General features: G+C 55.2%; 17 protein-coding genes. 9 read left to right on the top strand and 8 right to left on the bottom strand.

Annotation, left to right across the window (positions count from 1 at the left end; genetic code table 11):
• The first annotated feature begins 81 nt into the window (after positions 1–81).
• Entirely contained in the window at positions 82–852 is a 771-nt protein-coding gene (locus TH3_RS15230) for an SDR family oxidoreductase (RefSeq protein WP_007091166.1), read from the top strand.
• A gap of 37 nt (positions 853–889) precedes the next feature.
• Here TH3_RS15230 and TH3_RS15235 read toward each other — a convergent pair whose 3' ends face one another.
• Positions 890–2,641, bottom strand: a complete 1,752-nt coding sequence (locus TH3_RS15235) for a GAF and HD-GYP domain-containing protein (protein WP_007091167.1) — start codon at positions 2,639–2,641, stop codon at positions 890–892.
• 220 nt (positions 2,642–2,861) lie between these two features.
• Positions 2,862–3,875 carry an MBL fold metallo-hydrolase gene (locus tag TH3_RS15240; protein WP_202965947.1) on the bottom strand — a complete coding sequence of 338 codons (1,014 nt, stop codon included), beginning with the start codon at positions 3,873–3,875 and terminating at the stop codon, positions 2,862–2,864.
• 107 nt (positions 3,876–3,982) lie between these two features.
• Here TH3_RS15240 and TH3_RS15245 point away from each other — a divergent pair, with 107 nt between their 5' ends.
• Together TH3_RS15245 and purB are read left to right on the top strand one after the other, a co-directional pair.
• Positions 3,983–4,939, top strand: coding sequence for a LysR family transcriptional regulator (locus TH3_RS15245; protein ID WP_040060025.1), 957 nt, complete (start codon positions 3,983–3,985; stop codon positions 4,937–4,939).
• A 232-nt stretch (positions 4,940–5,171) separates the two neighbouring features.
• Complete coding sequence (gene purB, locus TH3_RS15250) at positions 5,172–6,482, top strand: adenylosuccinate lyase (RefSeq protein WP_007091171.1); 1,311 nt, start codon at positions 5,172–5,174, stop codon at positions 6,480–6,482.
• A 135-nt stretch (positions 6,483–6,617) separates the two neighbouring features.
• Here purB and TH3_RS15255 read toward each other — a convergent pair whose 3' ends face one another.
• Both TH3_RS15255 and TH3_RS15260 read right to left on the bottom strand, forming a co-directional pair.
• Positions 6,618–7,985 carry an IS1182 family transposase gene (locus TH3_RS15255; RefSeq protein WP_040060026.1) on the bottom strand — a complete coding sequence of 456 codons (1,368 nt, stop codon included), beginning with the start codon at positions 7,983–7,985 and terminating at the stop codon, positions 6,618–6,620.
• Between the two features lie 87 nt (positions 7,986–8,072).
• Positions 8,073–8,981, bottom strand: coding sequence for a LysR substrate-binding domain-containing protein (locus TH3_RS15260; RefSeq protein ID WP_007092023.1), 909 nt, complete (start codon positions 8,979–8,981; stop codon positions 8,073–8,075).
• Between the two features lie 97 nt (positions 8,982–9,078).
• On the opposite strand from TH3_RS15260, the gene TH3_RS15265 reads away from it, so the two are divergent.
• Positions 9,079–10,020 (top strand): DMT family transporter, encoded by a 942-nt coding sequence (locus tag TH3_RS15265; RefSeq protein ID WP_007092024.1) that lies wholly within the window; start codon positions 9,079–9,081, stop codon positions 10,018–10,020.
• 60 nt (positions 10,021–10,080) lie between these two features.
• On the opposite strand, the gene TH3_RS15270 is transcribed toward TH3_RS15265, so the two are convergent.
• The 3 genes from TH3_RS15270 to TH3_RS15280 form a co-directional block, all read right to left on the bottom strand.
• On the bottom strand, positions 10,081–10,779 hold the full coding sequence (locus TH3_RS15270; RefSeq protein ID WP_007092025.1) for a CTP synthase C-terminal region-related (seleno)protein: 699 nt from the start codon (positions 10,777–10,779) through the stop codon (positions 10,081–10,083).
• A gap of 120 nt (positions 10,780–10,899) precedes the next feature.
• Positions 10,900–11,577, bottom strand: coding sequence for a response regulator (locus tag TH3_RS15275; protein ID WP_007092026.1), 678 nt, complete (start codon positions 11,575–11,577; stop codon positions 10,900–10,902).
• A 158-nt stretch (positions 11,578–11,735) separates the two neighbouring features.
• Entirely contained in the window at positions 11,736–12,056 is a 321-nt protein-coding gene (locus TH3_RS15280) for a DUF1476 domain-containing protein (RefSeq protein WP_007092027.1), read from the bottom strand.
• Positions 12,057–12,201: 145 nt separating this feature from the next.
• Here TH3_RS15280 and TH3_RS15285 point away from each other — a divergent pair, with 145 nt between their 5' ends.
• The 5 genes from TH3_RS15285 (at position 12,202) to purL (ending at position 17,304) form a co-directional block, all read left to right on the top strand.
• Entirely contained in the window at positions 12,202–12,981 is a 780-nt protein-coding gene (locus TH3_RS15285; protein WP_040061092.1) for an NRDE family protein, read from the top strand.
• 217 nt (positions 12,982–13,198) lie between these two features.
• Positions 13,199–13,957 carry a phosphoribosylaminoimidazolesuccinocarboxamide synthase gene (purC, locus tag TH3_RS15290; RefSeq protein WP_007092029.1) on the top strand — a complete coding sequence of 253 codons (759 nt, stop codon included), beginning with the start codon at positions 13,199–13,201 and terminating at the stop codon, positions 13,955–13,957.
• A 129-nt stretch (positions 13,958–14,086) separates the two neighbouring features.
• Positions 14,087–14,326: a phosphoribosylformylglycinamidine synthase subunit PurS gene (purS, locus tag TH3_RS15295; protein ID WP_007092030.1), complete on the top strand. Its 240-nt coding sequence runs from the start codon at positions 14,087–14,089 to the stop codon at positions 14,324–14,326.
• Positions 14,327–14,407: 81 nt separating this feature from the next.
• Positions 14,408–15,097, top strand: a complete 690-nt coding sequence (purQ, locus tag TH3_RS15300) for a phosphoribosylformylglycinamidine synthase subunit PurQ (RefSeq protein WP_007092031.1) — start codon at positions 14,408–14,410, stop codon at positions 15,095–15,097.
• Positions 15,094–17,304 carry a phosphoribosylformylglycinamidine synthase subunit PurL gene (purL, locus tag TH3_RS15305; RefSeq protein WP_007092032.1) on the top strand — a complete coding sequence of 737 codons (2,211 nt, stop codon included), beginning with the start codon at positions 15,094–15,096 and terminating at the stop codon, positions 17,302–17,304. Before purQ ends, purL begins: the two co-directional genes overlap by 4 nt.
• Positions 17,305–17,381: 77 nt before the next feature.
• On the opposite strand, the gene TH3_RS15310 is transcribed toward purL, so the two are convergent.
• Positions 17,382–18,197 carry a helix-turn-helix domain-containing protein gene (locus tag TH3_RS15310; protein ID WP_007092033.1) on the bottom strand — a complete coding sequence of 272 codons (816 nt, stop codon included), beginning with the start codon at positions 18,195–18,197 and terminating at the stop codon, positions 17,382–17,384.
• Between the last annotated feature and the right edge of the window lie 62 nt (positions 18,198–18,259).

Consider the following 18,259-nt stretch of genomic DNA (forward strand, 5'->3'; position numbering starts at 1 on the left):
AGTGATCCGTTTCCGTTCGCAATCTAGCGTCCCGACATTCGGCCTTGCTGGCCATCCTATCATGACACAGGGGACGGAAATATGTTCACACTGGACGGTAAAACCGCAATCATCACCGGGGCCAGTTCCGGCATCGGTCACGCCGTGGCCGAACTTTTTGCAAAGCAGGGCGCACAACTTGTCCTTAATGCGCGGCGCGCTGATCTGCTTGACGATATGGTCGCCGATATTCGCGATGCCGGTGGCATGGCGGTTTCGGTTCCCGGCAACCTCACGGACGAGGCAATTTCAAAACAGCTGGTCGAGGCCACCCTTGATCATTTCGGCAAGCTTGATATCGCGGTCAATAATGCCGGGATGGTCGGGGAATCGGTTTCGATCCCTGATATGGCAACCGATGACTGGCATGAAATGATCGAAACCAACCTGACATCGGCGTTTTTCGGGGCGAAATATCAATTGCCAGCGATGCTTGCCAATGGCTCGGGATCAATGATCCTGACATCAAGCTTTGTCGGTTATTCTGTCGGCATGCCCGGCATGGGGGCCTATGCCGCCAGCAAGGCAGGCATGATCGGATTGATGAAGTCGCTGGCAGCCGAATACGGACCACAGGGCATTCGGGTCAATGCACTGCTGCCCGGCGGGACCGATACCCCGGCCAGCATCACCAACAAACCCGGTGCCGGGCCGGAGGTCGAACAGTTCGTCAACAGCCTGCATGCGCTAAAACGTATGGCAAAACCGTCCGAAATGGCGCAGGCCGCCCTGTTTCTGGCATCCGACGCGGCAAGCTTTGTGACCGGGGTGCCATTCCTTGCCGATGGCGGGGTTTCGATCAACCGAACCTGATCAAAGACGGGCCGGGTGCAATGCGTCCGGCCCGTTTTTACCTGCGCAAGAACTGCGTAATATCGACTGCGTCACATTGATCGGGTTGCAAATATTTGCGGCCATATTCGATATAAACGCCAGATGACAACAGCAGATCGAACAGGTCGCCATCAATCTGTCCTTTGTCTCGCATGTCGGCCAGGATCGCGATGCATTCCGATAACATTTTGGGCCGTTTATAGGGACGATCAACCGCAGTAAGTGCCTCGAAGATGTCGGCAATCACCATCACCTTTTCGAGAATGCCCATATCTTCGCCAAGCAATCCGTTGGGATAGCCCGAACCATCCATTTTTTCGTGATGGTTGCCGGCAATTGCCGGAATGCGTTGCAGTTCCCGAGGATAGGGCAATTGTGCGAGCATTTCCTGTGTCACGACCACATGATCATTGATGATCTTGCGCTCTTCGGATGTCAGGGTGCCGCGCGGAACCGAAAGGTTATAGAGTTCGCCGCGGTTAATGCCCAGATAGGCCTGATCGCGGCGGTCATCCAGAAGCTTTTCAACGCCGGGCTGGCTGAATTTGGCACGGTCATCTTCGGTCAGGCGTTGATTTTCGGCCCATGAAAGCCCGATGGTACGGTCAAAATGTCGCACCCATTCCTGCGCCCCGATTTCATGCAGGGCAAAGACCGCGTCGGTATCGAGTTCCTCGTCACCAATATTGCTGTGCGCAACCATTGAAAACTGGCTTTCAAGTTCGGCAATCCGGGCGTTGAAATCGGCATCGCAACGTTGGGCATCCTCGCCCGCGAGCTTGCGTTTGAGCATCTCGATTTCGGCATCGCGCCTGAGGACCTCGAACCGGGTGCGGATTTCGTGAATACGGTTATGGATGGTTTCAAGTTTGGTGGCCTTTTCCACCACATGATCGGGTGTGGTGATCTTGCCGCAATCATGGAGCCACGCCGCCAGATCAAGCTCGTACCACTCCATATCCGTCAGATAGAAATTGGAAAATGTTCCCCGTTTTTCATCGACGGCGGCCTTGGCCAACATGCGGGCAATGATGGGTACTTTTTCACAATGATGGGCTGTATGGGGGGATTTGGCATCAATTGCCTGCCCCAGAACACGCACGAAACTCTCCATCAGGTCGCGCTGCGCCATTAAAAGGCGGCTATTTTCAAGTGCCACCGCCGCCTGACTTGCCAGCGCATTGATGATCGGTTCGATTGCCGGATCAAAGGCAATAATATCGCCCGCATCGTTACGTGCATTGATCAACTGCAACACACCGATCACAGTACCGCGCGTATTTTTAAGCGGTACCGTCAGGAATGATTTCGACCGATAACCGGTTTTGGCATCAAAGGCGCGCGTGCCGGAAAAATCGAACCCGTCGGCGAAATAGGCATCCTCGATATTGATCGACTCACCCGTTAACGCGACATAGGTTGCGATGTTTTTGTGATTGGGGTTGCCCGCTGCATCATAAAGCGGCAGGGGAGGAAAAGGTTTCTCGTTTTCGCGGCCAGATACGAAGAACGTATCAAGCGTATCGTTCATCAGAATACGAAATTGAAGTTCCGTCTCGTCCTTGTTGACCAGATACAGCGACCCGCCATCGGCATTGGTAAACTGCCGGGCTGCCATCAGGATTTTCTGATGAAGTTCCTCACGACCCTGCTCTGCCGACAGGGCAATACCAAGATCCACCAGCTGCGCAAGATAGCGCGCATCGGTGTCTTCGCTTCGGGCTATGCGGGTCGGAGGATTTTTCAAATCATCCCCGGTGCGGGTCATAAATACGCGCCATTATCTGTGTCCACTCGCGATCAGAGCGGTTTGCCCGCCCTTGTTCTGGAATGCTCGTTTTACGAACTGTATCCATCAGGAGATTGAGATAATCTTAGCAGATGGCAAGTTACACACAGGTAAAAAGCGATAATAAAGCTGTTATGCCCCAAAACAGGGTCCAAGCATAGTAATGCGTTTGGTGCGTGTCACTCCCTGATAAAAAAGATCAAAACTGCCAATCGGCCGGGACCCAGGCATAGCCAACATCCGTCTTGAGCATCCGGCCAAGGCCCGGGAACGGATAGTGGAAGCCGAGAACAAGGAGTCGGTCTGTCGCTGCCATGTCAAAGATGCGACGGCGAGAGGCAAGAGCCGTTTCCTTGTCGCGATCCGGCCCCGGCAGCCATGACCGGTCGACATTGACGATCGGATGATACGCAAGATCGGCCGTCAGCAGGAGCTGATCATTTCCGGATTGAACAAGGAAATTTGCCATGCCAGGTGTATGGCCCAATGCCGGAAGCGTGGTCAGCCCGGGGACGATCTCCTCACCGGCTTCGTACAATTCGATCCCGTTTGTGACCGGCTCGACACTCCGCCTGATGGCGGCGGCGAAATTGCGACGGAAATCCTCGGGCACCGGCATGTAGGAAAGGTCTGGATCGTTGGCGACAAAAAAGTCCCAATCGGCACGGGGCGCAAAGACAGTCGCCCTTGGAAATGCCTTGCCTCCATCGACAGTTCGAAGATTGCCGACATGGTCCGGGTGCGTGTGCGAAACAACCACAATATCGATATCCTCGGGCCTTAAGCCTATGGCCGCCAGATTCTCGAAGATGCGACCGCCTTGCGGCCCCATCGTCTGCCCGGCTCCGGCCTCAAGAAGGATACGCCTGCCATTCGTTTCGATAAGAAGCGTGTTGAGGTTGAGCGTCAGGCGGTCGGTCGGCAGAAAGGCTTGCCTCAGAACTTCCTCCAGTTCCACCTCCGGCGCATTGCTGGCATAAATCCGCGGCGGGCCACCGATTAGCCCATCGCTCAACACGGTTGCGGATATATCGTCTCCGACGCGAAAACGATAATAGCCGACATTTCCACCCGTATGTCCACTTTGGGCCGGAGACGGCGCGCCGGCAGCAGCCTGCGCAAATGCCATGCAGCCGGTTGGCAAGATCAGTCCCGCCGCTGCCGATGCGGCTGTCAGCATGATCTTTCTGCGATTCAATGTGATTCCGCTCATACTCATCATCCTGTCCAAATATCTGATTGCAGATGCCGTATTTGATTTCAGCTTGTTGCAGCATCGCGATTATCCGCAAGCGACGCCCCGCAGCATGCTTTCTAGGGATGACACAGATCGAGCGCGCAGATAAGCTAACAAAAATGGATCAGCTTATTAAGCAAAGCTTTGCAATGAAATCGTTACGCCTCGACAGTCTGGAGATATTTGAGGATGTCGTGCGATGTGGTGGCTTCAGAGCCGCCGCGCTCGGCAGGGGCGTATCATCCTCTGCCATCAGCCAATCGATCAGTGTGCTTGAGGAAGCGCTGGGCATCCGGCTGCTGAACCGAACGACACGCAGCGTCGCGCCTACCGAAGCAGGCGAGCGGCTTCTTGAGCGACTTGGACCTGCCCTTCACAATATCAGAACAGCCATCGACGATCTCAATCAGCTTCGGGAACACCCGTCCGGCACCGTGCGGATCAATGCGCCGGGACCGGCCGCCGACCATGTTCTTTGCCCTCTGGCCTTTGAATTCATGGAAATTTACCCCGACATCAATATCGAGATCGTCAGCGATGCCGCGATCATCGATATTGTGGCGCAGGGTTTCGACGCTGGCGTGCGCTTCGGACATCAACTCGCCCAGGACATGATCGCCATACCGCTGGGTCCCGCATTGCAATATGCAATCGTGGCCTCGCCCGATTATCTTCGCAGACGTGATCGCCCCGGCTCACCGGGCGATCTTCTTACCAATGACTGTATTCGCCGCCGCTTTCCCGGCGGAACCATGGTGACGTGGAAATTCGAAAAGGACGGTAACGAGGTGGAAATCCCCCCAAAGGGCCGACTGACTTTGAGTTCAGCACATCAGGAACGTCAGGCCGCCCTTGCCGGATCTGGCATCGCGCATCTGTTTGAGGATTATATCCGCGACGATGTCGAACAGGGCAGACTTGTCGAATTGCTCGTCGACTGGAAGAAGAAGCTGCCGAGTTGGTATCTGTATTATCCGAACCGGCGCCATACAAGCGCGGCCATGCGAGCCTTTCTCGAATACATCCGCAATCGGAAATGATCCCCGATTGGAGACTAATGCCCGGCAGGCATATCGAGAAACATGTAGCAGCAATCGAAAAACACCGGCAAAGATGCCCCCGGACGGGGACGCTGCACGATGCAGGGTTGCCAATCGCGACGATTTGGACTATCCGACGCTTTGAAAGCGTGCCGGAACCAGCATCGCACTTCGCTGATCACGCAATCTGGTCATGACCCGGCACCCAACCATCCTGCCCGGAGGCGACTGCATGATCCCCCGTTATTCCCGTCCGCAGATGACATCAATCTGGGAACCGGCGAACAAATTCCGTATCTGGTTTGAAATCGAGGCACACGCTGCCGACAAACTGGCCGAGTTGGGCGTCATTCCGACTGCCTCTGCCAAACTGGTCTGGGAAAAAGGCAACAAGCCCTATACCCAGGACCGTATTGATCGCATTGATGCTGTCGAAGCCGAAGTCAAGCACGACGTGATCGCCTTCCTGACGGAACTGGCAGAACTGGTCGGCGAAGAAGCCCGCTTCGTTCATCAGGGCATGACCAGCTCCGACGTTCTCGATACCTGCTTTAACGTGCAGCTCGTTCAGGCAACCGACATCCTGCTTGAAGATATGGACAAGCTTCTGGCCGCCCTTAAAAAGCGCGCCTATGAAACCAAGGACATCGCCTGCATGGGCCGTTCGCACGGCATCCATGCGGAGCCTGTGACCTTTGGCCTGAAACTGGCAACCTTCTATGCCGAATTCAAACGTAACCGCGACCGTCTGGTCGTCGCGCGTGAAGAAATCGCGACCTGTGCGATTTCCGGTGCGGTCGGCACATTTGCCAATATCGACCCGCAGGTCGAAGAACATGTTGCAGCCAAGCTTGGCCTGAAACCCGAACCGGTTTCAACCCAGGTGATCCCGCGCGACCGTCATGCCGCTTATTTCGCCGCCCTTGGCGTTATCGCATCCTCGGTCGAGCATCTCGCCACCGAAATCCGCCACCTGCAGCGCACCGAAGTTCGTGAAGTTGAGGAATTCTTCTCAAAGGGGCAGAAGGGTTCGTCGGCAATGCCGCACAAACGCAACCCGGTTCTGACCGAAAACCTGACCGGCCTTGCACGTCTTGTCCGTTCGATGGCGATCCCGGCCATGGAAAACGTCGCCCTGTGGCATGAACGTGATATTTCGCATTCATCGGTCGAACGCAATATCGGCCCGGATGCGACCGTAACCCTCGACTTTGCTTTGATGCGCCTGACCAATGTGGTTGAAAACCTTGTCGTCTATCCGGAACGGATGGACGAAATCCTCAATCAGATGGGTGGTCTGGTCTTCTCGCAGCGCGTGCTGCTGACCCTGACGCAGCATGGCGTTTCGCGCGAAGATTCGTACCGCATCGTTCAGCGCAACGCGATGAAGGTCTGGAACCGCGAAGGCGATCTGTTGTCGCTTCTGAAGACCGATGCAGACGTTACCGCGAAAATCCCGATGGAAACGCTCGAAAGCCTGTTTGACCTTGGTTACCACACCAAGCATGTCGACACGATTTTCGCCCGCGTGTTTGCCGACTGACGGTAGCACCGCACACTAAAATCAAAGCCCCGGTCAATTTGCCGGGGCTTTCAGACCGCTGACAAACCCCGTCATATTTTGGCGGGGTTTTTCTTTTAGAGGTGTTTGAAAGCTGGCTTGAGTGTGCCGAGGGGATTATCCCTCAGCGATTGGCCCCTTGGGGCCCAAAGCCAGGGCTATTTTCTTGATGTTTTGGGCGGCGGCGGCCAGCAGACATTGGCATTTGACATTGATCAGTCCCCGGAACCTTGCATATCGATGACCGTGAAGCTGTTTGGCATCTGCAAAAGAGCGTTCGACCGTCTCTTTTCGGCGCTTGTAAACCCGCTTACCCCACTCTGTCAGACGATAGGCGTCAGCCCGGTCTCTGGCGTCTTGCCAGACATGGCGCGTGACAGTTTTTCGGTGGTGGGCATTGGCGGTACAGGAAGCCAGCACAGGACAGGTGCGGCATTTTTCCGGGTCGCTGTGATAATGGCGGTATCCATTTCGGTCGGTTGTCGCATAAGACAGAAGCTGACCTTCGGGGCAGCGATAAGCATCACGTTCAGGGTCATAAACGTATTTGCGTTTGGGGATGTAGCCTTCCGGAAGGTTCGGGCGGCGATAGCCCGTCACGCCAAGGATGTCACGATCTTCAAGGCCTTTGGCAATCGCGGCGGTCGCATAGCCCGCATCCAGTCCGACGGCGATAACATCAAGGTCAAAACGCTGCCTTTGTCGGTCAAGACGGTCGAGATAGGGAATGCTGTCATGCAGATTGGCCGGGGTGGCGTAACTGTCGGTAATGATCCCAAGCTTGCCATCGACCGTGCGGTGATCGAGATAGAAAAAGCCCTTGGGCTTGCCGTCGCGCACCATATATCCGCTGTCGGGATCGGTTCGGCTGATCTTGGTTTCTTTCTCAACCGGCTGGCGTTCCTTGGCTTTGAGCGGCTTTTTCGCATGAGCCGCCCGGTCTTCCTCAATCGCCAGATCCAGATCATCCCAATAGGCCGCGCGCGATTTGGCAACCACTTCGCGGTCCCATTTGTTCTTGTTGGCATCGGCCTTCAAATGCGTGCTGTCGGTATAGAGAACCTTACCATCCACCAGCCCGTGCCTGATCGCCTGCTCGACGATCTCGTCAAAAATATCCTGCGCAACACTGGCATCATGATATCGACGCCGCCGGTTCTGCGACAGGGTCGAGGCATCAAAGACCTTGTCGGTCAGCTTGAGTTGCAAAAACCAGCGATAGGCGACATTGACCTCAATCTCGCGCACAAGCTGGCGCTCCGAGCGCACGCCAAACAGATAGCCAATGAACAGCGCCTTAAACATCATCACCGGATCAAGGGCGGGACGGCCATTGTTCGCGCAGTACAAATCGGCCACGCGCGCATGGATAAAACTGAAATCGATCACGGCATCGATCTTACGAAGCAAATGATCGCTGGGGACCAAACTGTCGAGTGTCACCATCTCAAGTTCGGTTTGATGTGGGCTGGGTTTCTTAAGCATTCCCCATTGAATCAAAAATCCCCGCCAATGGCGAGGACTTTGTCAGCAGTCTGAAAGCCCCGGTCAATTTGCCGGGGCTTTTTTCGTTTACGGGTTTTGCGACAATGTCAGTTCCCGTGCCTCGCCCAGCAGCCAGTCGCGAAACAGCTTCACCTGACCGCGCAGTTCCCGGTTTTTTGGATGCACCAGATAGTATCCCGAAGGAACGGCCAGAACCTGTTCGGGGAACAGATGGACCAGCTTGCCTTCCATCACGTCTTCTTCGGCCAGCAATGGATTGGCCATTACCACACCCTGTCCGTGAATCGCGGCCTCGATTGCCATGGATGTCTGATCGATTTCAATGCGCTTGATTGCGGCAATCTCGCTTGGGTTCATCCTGGCAAACTGGCCAAGCCATTCTTCCCACCAGTCATGCAGAATGTCGTTTAACAAAGTAGCACGCGCCAGATCGGCTGGATGCTCAAACCCCATGCGGTCGCGATAGGCCGGCGAACAGAATGCCGCCGCCTGACCGCGATAGATCAGGACGGATTCAAGTTTGTCGTCATTGCCGTCAAAATACCGCACGGCAATATCGACCGGATCGCGATCAAAATCCGTAAATTGCACCGACGACCCGACATGAAGTGACGTTGACGGATAATCGATCAGGAACCGCGCCATCCGTTTGGAAAACCATTTCGCGGCAAAACTTGGCGGCATGACCACACGCACCGTATGTTCGCGCTGCCCGCGCAAATGCTGACTGGCATCGATGATCTGCAGCAAGGCGGGTGATATGCGCGCGGCATAATCAAGCCCGTCGGCTGTCGGTTTCACCTGCCGGACCGAGCGAACAAACAGTTCCACCCCTAGCCAGTCTTCAAGCTTTCTGAGCTGCTGCCCGACGGCACCCGGCGTCACATTCAGCTCTTCCGCTGCACGAGAAAAACTATTCAATCGAATAGATGCCTCGAACGCACGCAAGGAATTGAGCGGCGGATATGAACTCATGATGCAGATTTTCTATTCCATGATCCAGATAACATGATTTGTACGCCATTTGGACCGGACCTACAATCGCGACATGACCCCCACGAAAGTTCCGGCCATGAAGAACAACGCATACCTCGTCTTTGGCTTTCTTGCCCTGTGCTGGGGCATGACCTTTTTGTTCAACAAAACGGCAAGCAGCCTGATATCGCCAATGCAGGTCGTGACCGTGCGGGTCATCATGGGCTTTCTGCCGGTTCTGGCATTTGCGATGGCGCGCAAGGTGCTGCATTGGCAACATCTGCGCCATACGCATCATTTCATCGTCATGTCACTTCTCGCGGCCACCGTCTATTACCTTGCCTTTGCCAAGGGCATCTCGCTTCTGCCATCCAGCGTTGCCGGGATGCTAAGCGGTGTGATCCCGATGTTTTCCTTTATCGCGGCGGCGATTTTCCTGCGCAGCGAACCGGTCAATATCCGATCCATCATCGGATTGCTGTTTGGCTTTACTGGTGTCCTGATCATTGCAAAACCATGGGAATCCGGTGCGTCTGGTATTGATCTGATGGGGGTTCTTTATGTCGCCATCGGGTCGGGCTGTGTCGGGCTTTCATTTGTTTATGTTCGCAAATTCCTAAGCCCGCTTGGCATTTCGCCAATTGCACTTTGCACTTATCAGCTTGGTATTTCGGCGGTAACGCTTCTGCTGATTTGCGATTTTTCCGGTATGGATGCGATCTTTACCAACTGGAAAATCGCCACCGGCCTTTTCATCGGCCTTGGCATGTTTGGAACCGGCATTGCCTATATGTGTTATTACTTCCTGATCGGTAAACTGGGCGCTGTCAAAACCGCCGGGGTCACCTATATCCCGCCGGTCATCGGCCTTCTGACCGGCAGTCTGATTTTGGATGAACCGGTTTCCGCAACCGATATCGTTGCGACCGCAATGATCCTGTCGGGTGTCTTCATAATCCAGTCGGGCAGAACGCCGCCGTCATCTACAAACACGACATCACCGAATGTCCGGGCAAACAACCTGCCCGAACGTGCCTGAGACTCTCCGTCTCATGGACAGCACCCCCGCGTTGATCACGGGGGTGCCCTTTTTGATTGGCTATTTTTCCGATGCAGCTTTGACAAAGCCCGTGATCAGCGGATGATTTTCACCGCGCAGGGCGGATCGTTCCGGCTGAAATGCCGTGCCGATAAAGAAACGATGATTGTGCAACTCCACCGCACGTGGATCGCCATCTGCATCCCATGCCCCAATCTGCAACGCCTGCCCTGCCAGCAGCCCCGCATAATCACGATTAAACCCATAACTGCACCGATAGGTTTCAATCAGATGATCCGATCCGCAATAATCACGCATCAGGCTCCCCGCGGCCAAATCAATCGCGCCATCCTGATCAATCAATGCACAGGTTAGCGGCGCGATCAGCGGCAATTCCGCATCCGGATCAATTTCGGCATTCGCGGCATTGGAAAGCCCCAGAACATTACGCGCATATTCCAGAACCGCATGCTGATAGCCACCGCACGTGCCCAGAAAGGCAATATCGTTTTCACGCGCAAAACGGATGGCGGCAAGGGCACCTTCAAGACTTTCATACGGACTGGCCGGAACACACCACATCCCGTCATAGCCAGACAGTATCTGCCCCGCACCACCATCAAAACACGGCGTTGCGATCCATTCATATTCAACGGGAATACCGATTTCGGCAGCCGCGATTCCAATAGCCTTGGGGATAGCCTGATGGGCAGTAACGGCGGGATTATAATCCCCGACAAGGGCGATACGGATGGTCATTTCAGTTCCTCGTTTCAGGTGACATTACGAGGGGAGTAGCCCAAACCGCCAAAGAAAAACGGCCCGTGAAATCACGAGCCGGGTTTCGAGCGTCAGATAGCGCTGCCTTTGACAAGCTTACTACAAGTTTCCAGCGCGCGCCATATCTTCAAGTGCGATTTTTACCGCCTGTGCACGGTTGGACACATGCAGTTTGCGGTAAATGTTTTTCAGGTGATATTTCACCGTAATTTCGCGCAGATCAAGATGCCGCGCGATATCCTTGTTCGGCCGCCCTTCGGCCAAAAGCGCAAGAACTTCACGCTCCCGCGGTGTCAACCGGCTGAAATCGCCTTCGTTGCCAAATCCGCCAGCCATGCGCGGTTCGCCGTCACTACCGCCGCCAAATCCATCCCCCATGTCATTAAGGATCGAGGATGGCAGATATTTTTCGCCCGCCAGAACCAACTGGATCGCATTGGCAAGTGCCTGCCCGCGCAGTGTTTTGGGGATAAAGCCGTGTGCGCCATTTTCGATGGCATGACGTACATCTTCGCTGCGATAGGCACCGGAAAGCAAAACGACCGAGGTTGTTTTGGATGCCTTTTCAAGCGTGCGTTTAAGTCCCTCAAGCCCGTTCATGCCGGGCATGCGCAAATCCAGAAGCACCAGATCGAAATCATTCTGAGCTTCGATATGCTCCAGCGCCGGGTCAAGCGCCCCGGCTTCGACCACTTCACAACCTTCGAAATATTGCTGGAATAGCAGTGATAATGCTTCACGAACCAGATCGTGATCGTCTGCCAACAGGATACGCAAAGCCTTTACCCTTCTTTACCTGACCCACAACCATGCCCGAACATTAACAAGCAAAACAACGCGTGGCTGCAACCAGAAATCTTTCTTGATCCGGGAACAGAATACGAAACCGGCTAATGGTTTGCAAATCCGAACTTTTTCTTATTTCGGGGAAACAACTATTCCTCGAGCACTTCGGCACGTGCGATTGGGCGTAACGCTTCGAGTTTACGGTTAAGTTCGCTAACCGTCATATCGATATTGTGCCGTCCGAAATCGGCCAGAATCACCGAAATCACCCCGTTCTCCTGAGGATTTGCAATAACATCGCCGATGACTTTTGCAGCATAGGCCTGACTTTCGGCCTCGGTCATACCCATTTTATCGCCGGCCCAAACGGCAAGCTTTTTATAAAGGTGGGCCTCGATGCGGAAATTCTGTTCAAGATCAAAGCTGTATTTTGCCTCGAAACCGCGTTCGCGTTCGGTCAAATTCGTCATGTGCGCACTCCTCCATCTGATTTGTTTTTTGGCGGGACGTTTCCCCGTTGTCCTTTATTTATGGACTGTACCACGTCATGTCACCGTGGTGCTGTGATACTTTTGAATTTGACAAATGCCGGTCCATGTCGCTTTGATCTGGGTCATGTGTACATTTATCATTCTGCGCCGCCCCGACCATGAATGGCCGGTGATTATCGGCGCCAATCGCGACGAAATGAACAACCGCCCGTGGAAGACCCCTGCCCGCCATTGGGAGGATCGCCCGGATGTTATCGCCGGACTGGATGAAACCGGCGGCGGAACATGGCTTGGCATCAACGAAGATGGCGTGGTGGCAGCGGTCCTGAACCGGTTTGGCACACTTGGCCCCGCCGACGACAAACGGTCCCGCGGGGAACTGCCGCTTGAAGCACTTGATCATGCCGATGCCATTGATGCCGCCCAGGCACTTGCCGAACTTGATGGCACAGCCTATCGACCGTTCAATATGGTGATTGCCGATAACCGCGATGCTTACTGGCTGGCCAATCGGGGAGAGGGCAAAATTGAAATCACCGATATCCCCGAAGGATTGTCGATGATCACCGCCCATGACCTGAATGACAAGACCAACAGCGAACGCACCAAACGCAACCTTCCGCGTTTTTTAACGGCGCCGCCACCCAACCCCGAAGCCGATGACTGGTTTGCCTGGCAGGCGCTTCTGGCCGATACCGGCTTGATGGAACCCGATCCAGAACATCATGACATCCGTGCTGATGCCATGCTGGTGCGCAGCAATATCGGGTTCGAGACGATCTGTTCCTCCCTGATCGGGCTTCCGGCCATTCCGACTCAGAAAAACGAACTGCCGCGCCGACCGGTCTGGCTGTTCGCCAATGGCCAACCAGACAGGGTTCCGTTTCACCCGGTTGAGATTTAGGCACCCCACTAATTTCGCCTCGCAACGCCCGGATTTGGCGGGCCATTTGCGCTGCAACAACCTGTCAGACGGACAGTTGCAAAATCCTATTATCAAGTCTGCGTAAATAGACCTACACGGCAATTGAGTTTCTGCGTCAGCACTGCTATACGGGGGGCGCGATTTTCAGGGTGCTCGGGGACACTCCCCGCGAGCAAAGATGTGAAAGATCCCGCCAATGTCCAGAAAGCAGCCCATCTACGAGGGTAAAGCCAAGGTTTTGTACGAAGGTACCGAGCCCGGAACCATCATCCAGTATTTCAAGGACGATGCCACGGCGTTCAACGCACAGAAGCGCGGCACCATTGCCGGCAAAGGCGTCCTGAACAACATGATCACCGAATTCGTCATGACCCGTCTGGCGGAAATCGGTATCCCGACGCATTTCATTCGCCGCATCAACATGCGCGAACAGCTTTGCAAGAAATGCGAAATCGTTCCGATCGAAGTCGTGGTGCGCAATATTGTCGCCGGTTCGATGGCAAAACGTCTTGGCCTTGAAGAAGGCGAACGTCTGCCGCGCCCGATTGTCGAGTTTTATTACAAAGACGACGCCCTTGGCGATCCGCTGGTTTCTGACGAGCATATCCTTGCCCTTGGCTGGGCAAGTGCGGAAGAGCTCGAAGAAATCGTTGGCATGACCCTTCGCGTCAATGATTACCTGTGCGGTCTTATGCGCGGCATCGGCATCAAACTGGTCGATTTCAAACTTGAATTTGGCCGCGTCTGGGAAGGTGATTTCATGCATCTGGTTCTCGCCGATGAATTCAGCCCGGACAACTGCCGCCTTTGGGACGCCGTCACCAACGAAAAGATGGACAAGGACCGGTTCCGCCGCGATCTTGGCGGGGTCGAAGAAGCCTATCAGGAAGTGGCGCGCCGTCTCGGCGTCCTGCCTGAGTCCGCAGATATAGAATCGCTGAATAAAGACAAATAATCCAAAGGCCGCGCTTGCGCGGCCTTTTCTTATCGACTTCTCATCGATGCCGGAACCTTCGGAACCGGTACATTATTGTTTGCAAACAAGTATCGCCGTATGGCGAGTGCGCACTCAAAGGAGCTTCTCGTGAAAGCACGTGTCCACGTCACCCTGAAGAACGGTGTTCTTGACCCGCAGGGTAAAGCCGTTCACCACGCCCTTCAGGGTCTTGGTTTTGCAGGTGTCAACGATGTCCGCCAGGGCAAGTTCATCGAACTCGAACTGGATGGCAGCGACGTCGAAAAGGCACGCGCCGAGGTCAAGGAAATGTGCGAGAAGCTTCTCGCCAATACCGTGATCGAAGATTACAGCATCGAGCTGGCCTAACTGCCCGGGCGGGGCTTTGCCGTTGCAGGGCCTTTGTCTGTCGCGATCAAGTAACGGATATTAATCGAGAGACGGTATTTCATGAAATCCGCTGTCATCCTCTTCCCCGGCATTAACCGGGAGAATGACGCCATTGCAGCACTCGAACAGGCCACCGGCACCAAGCCAACCGTGGTTTGGCATGGCGAAACCGAACTGCCAAAGACCGACATCATCATGGTCCCGGGCGGTTTTTCCTATGGCGACTATCTGCGTTGTGGCGCCATGGCGGCCAAATCCCCGATCATGCGTGCGGTTGCCGAACGCGCCAAGGCCGGTGTGACTATCCTTGGCGTTTGTAACGGTTTCCAGATTCTGACAGAAGCAGGCCTGTTGCCCGGTGCGCTGATGCGCAATGCCAGCCTGAAATTCATCTGCAAGAACACGCATCTGAAGATCGAAAATACCGACACACGCTTTACCAACCAGTACAAAACCGGCGACGTTGTCGATTATCCGGTAGCCCATCATGACGGCAACTTCTTTGCCGATAGCGAAACGCTTGACCGCCTTGAAGGCGAAGGTCGCGTTGTTCTGCGCTATTGCGATGCCAATGGTGTTGTTGATCCGGCAACCAACCTGAACGGGTCGCAGCGCAATATTGCCGGCATCATCAACGAGGCGGGCAATGTCCTTGGCATGATGCCGCACCCGGAAAATGCGATTGATCCGCTCCATGGTGGCACCGATGGCCGCAATCTGTTCAAAAGCTTGGTGGAGGCAGCATCGTGAGTGCTAACGATTTCAACACCCCGATCACGCCGGAACTAGTCAAGGAACACGGGCTGAACGAGGAAGAGTACAAACTCGTCCTCGAAATCATGGGCCGCGAGCCCAATATCAACGAGCTTGGCATTTTTTCGGTAATGTGGTCGGAGCATTGCTCCTACAAATCATCGAAAAAATGGCTCAAAACCCTTCCGACCAAGGCAGACTGGGTCATTCAGGGTCCGGGCGAAAATGCCGGTGTTATTGACATTGGTGATGGTCAGGCCGCCGTATTCAAGATGGAAAGCCACAACCACCCGTCCTTTATCGAACCCTATCAGGGTGCGGCAACCGGCGTTGGCGGCATCATGCGTGACGTATTCACCATGGGTGCCCGTCCGGTTGCAAATCTTAATGCGCTTCGCTTTGGCGAGCCGGATCACCCGAAAACCCGCCACCTGCTAAGCGGTGTGGTCGAAGGCATCGGCGGTTACGGCAATTGCATGGGTGTCCCGACCATTGGTGGGGAAACCAATTTCCACGCATCGTATAACGGCAACATCCTGGTCAATGCGATGACCGTGGGCCTGGCCGATGCAGACAACATCTTCTATTCGGCAGCAGCCGGTATCGGAAACCCGGTTGTCTATGTCGGTTCGAAAACCGGCCGTGACGGTATCCATGGCGCGACCATGGCCTCGGCCGAGTTCGATGACGACAGCGATGAAAAGCGTCCTACTGTTCAGGTCGGCGATCCGTTCACCGAAAAGCTTCTGCTGGAAGCCTGCCTTGAACTGATGGCAACCGACATGATCGTCGCCATTCAGGATATGGGGGCGGCCGGTCTGACATCCTCCTCGTTCGAAATGGCGTCCAAGGGCGGCGTTGGTGTCGAACTGTGGCTCGATAAAGTCCCGATGCGCGAAGAAGGCATGACCCCCTACGAACTGATGCTGTCAGAATCGCAGGAACGCATGCTGATGGTCCTGAAACCCGGTTGCGAAGACGCCGCCAAGGCGATCTTTGACAAATGGGAACTCGACTTTGCCGTCATCGGTATCCTGACCGATACCAAACGCATGGTTCTGAAATGGCATGGCGAGGTTGCCGGTGATCTTCCGATTGATCCGCTGGCCGAAGCATCGCCGGAATATGACCGTCCATGGGAACCGACCCCGAAGCAGGATCGTATCGATCCAGCCAGCATTTCGGGCAAGGTCAGCCATGTCGATGCGCTGAAAACCCTGATGGCGTCGCCGGATCTGGCATCGCGTCGCTGGATCTGGGAACAGTATGACCACCTGGTCATGGGCAACACGATTGTCCGTCCGGGGGGGGATGCCGGTGTCGTGCGCGTTTCGGGCACGAACAAGGGCATTGCAGCCACCACCGACTGCACCCCGCGCTATGTCATGGCCGATCCGGTCGAAGGCGGTAAACAGGCCGTTGCCGAAGCCTATCGCAATCTGGTTGCAACTGGTGCCAAACCGCTTGCGATCACGGACAATATGAATTTCGGCAACCCGGAACGCCCGCGCATCATGGGTCAGTTTGTTGGCGCATGTCAGGGAATTGCCGAGGCCTGCATCGCACTCGACTTCCCGGTCGTTTCGGGCAACGTGTCGCTGTATAACGAAACCAATGGCGTCGGTATCATGCCGACCCCGGCAATTGGCGGCGTCGGGGTGATTTCCGATCTGGGCCATCATGCCACCATCGCCATCAAACGCGATGACAGTGCATTGATCATGATCGGTGCCGCGACCGGTGAACTTGGCCAGTCACTGTATCTTAAAACCATTGAGGGCCGCGAAGAAGGCGCCCCGCCGCCGGTCGACCTGAATGCGGAAAAACGTGCCGGTACGCTGGTGCGCGAACTGATCGAGCTTGGTCTGGTACGTACCTGCCATGATATCGCCGATGGCGGTCTTCTGGTCGCGGTTGCCGAAATGTGCCTTGCCGGCAATATTGGTGCTGACCTGCATCTGCCCGAAGCCGGCAGCGAAGTCGCATGGCTGTTTGGCGAGGATCAGGGCCGTTATGTGATCGCCACCCGCGATCCGGACAAGGTCCTGAATGCCGCTAGCAGCGCCAATGTCGCCGCCGTCATCATCGGTCAGGCCGGTGGCGACGCGGTCACCATCGATGGTGGTGCCAAGGTATCCCTTGCCGAGCTGCGCGAACTGAACGAAGGCTGGATGCCGAACTTCATGGCAGAAGCCGTCCAGTAAGCCGTCTACACTACAAACACAAAACCCCGTCAGAGAAATCTGGCGGGGTTTTGTGCTTTGGCCCGGTTCGGTTCAAATTAACGCAAATCGGCCGCCAGCCCCCGCAAAATGGCCGCCGTTTGGGTGTCGGCTGGCAACAGGGTTTCGATGGCAAGTTCGGACAATGTGACTTCGACCGGAGTGCCAAAGACCGTGGTTGTGCTGACAAAACGCAATTCACCGGCGTCACTTTGCAAAACCAGCGGCACGACAAGCCCGGACAGATCCCCTGCCCCGTCAGCGGCACCGGGTTCGTCCGCATTTGCGGGCGCATGATAACGACTGGCTTCATCATAAAGGCAGCGCAGTTTCGCATCGGCCGTCACTACAATCTGGCGACGCAATCGATCCAGCAAATGGTCGCGCCATTCGACGTAATTCACGACCCGAGGTGCAAGCCCGTTAGGATGGAGGCTCAGCCGCAGGATATTGACCGGCGGTTTCAGAAATTGGGGATCAACCCCGCCAAGCAATAACGGTACGACCCGGTTCGCCGCCACCATGTTCCAGTGCCGGTCCATCGCCAGCGCCGGATAGGGTTCATGTGCGGTAAGGATTCGATCCACCGCCGCCCGGATTGCAGCCGACTGTTCGGTGCCAAGATCATGTTCGGCATAGATGGGCGCAAATCCCCCGGCAATCAGCATCGCATTGCGTTCGCGCAGCGGCACATCAAGACATTCGGACAGATGCAAAACCATGTCGCGGCTGGGCCGGGCGCGACCGGTTTCAAGAAAGCTCAGATGCCGGGTCGATATGGCGGCCTCGCTTGCAAGGTCAAGCTGGCTCATACGACGCTGCTTGCGCCAGACCTTAAGCACATTGCCAAACGGATCGGGTTTTATCGCGCTCATCAGATCACCGTCATTATTGATGACGTAATCCTAACACCGATCAATTCGAACCAACATTACCT

Source organism: Thalassospira xiamenensis M-5 = DSM 17429 (genome assembly GCF_000300235.2).
Classification (GTDB): Bacteria; Pseudomonadota; Alphaproteobacteria; order Rhodospirillales; family Thalassospiraceae; genus Thalassospira; species Thalassospira xiamenensis.

Bases quoted from the DNA above. Each gene is read 5' to 3' on its own strand.
- TH3_RS15265 (WP_007092024.1), top strand. From the start codon at position 9,079: ATGAAGAACAACGCATACCTCGTCTTTGGCTTTCTTGCCCTGTGCTGG.
- TH3_RS15270 (WP_007092025.1), bottom strand. From the start codon at position 10,779: ATGACCATCCGTATCGCCCTTGTCGGGGATTATAATCCCGCCGTTACT.
- purB (WP_007091171.1), top strand. From the start codon at position 5,172: ATGATCCCCCGTTATTCCCGTCCGCAGATGACATCAATCTGGGAACCG.
- TH3_RS15235 (WP_007091167.1), bottom strand. From the start codon at position 2,641: ATGACCCGCACCGGGGATGATTTGAAAAATCCTCCGACCCGCATAGCC.
- TH3_RS15240 (WP_202965947.1), bottom strand. From the start codon at position 3,875: ATGAGCGGAATCACATTGAATCGCAGAAAGATCATGCTGACAGCCGCA.
- TH3_RS15245 (WP_040060025.1), top strand. From the start codon at position 3,983: ATGACACAGATCGAGCGCGCAGATAAGCTAACAAAAATGGATCAGCTT.
- TH3_RS15230 (WP_007091166.1), top strand. From the start codon at position 82: ATGTTCACACTGGACGGTAAAACCGCAATCATCACCGGGGCCAGTTCC.
- purQ (WP_007092031.1), top strand. From the start codon at position 14,408: ATGAAATCCGCTGTCATCCTCTTCCCCGGCATTAACCGGGAGAATGAC.
- purC (WP_007092029.1), top strand. From the start codon at position 13,199: ATGTCCAGAAAGCAGCCCATCTACGAGGGTAAAGCCAAGGTTTTGTAC.
- TH3_RS15285 (WP_040061092.1), top strand. From the start codon at position 12,202: ATGTGTACATTTATCATTCTGCGCCGCCCCGACCATGAATGGCCGGTG.
- TH3_RS15255 (WP_040060026.1), bottom strand. From the start codon at position 7,985: ATGCTTAAGAAACCCAGCCCACATCAAACCGAACTTGAGATGGTGACA.
- TH3_RS15310 (WP_007092033.1), bottom strand. From the start codon at position 18,197: ATGAGCGCGATAAAACCCGATCCGTTTGGCAATGTGCTTAAGGTCTGG.
- TH3_RS15260 (WP_007092023.1), bottom strand. From the start codon at position 8,981: ATGAGTTCATATCCGCCGCTCAATTCCTTGCGTGCGTTCGAGGCATCT.
- TH3_RS15280 (WP_007092027.1), bottom strand. From the start codon at position 12,056: ATGACGAATTTGACCGAACGCGAACGCGGTTTCGAGGCAAAATACAGC.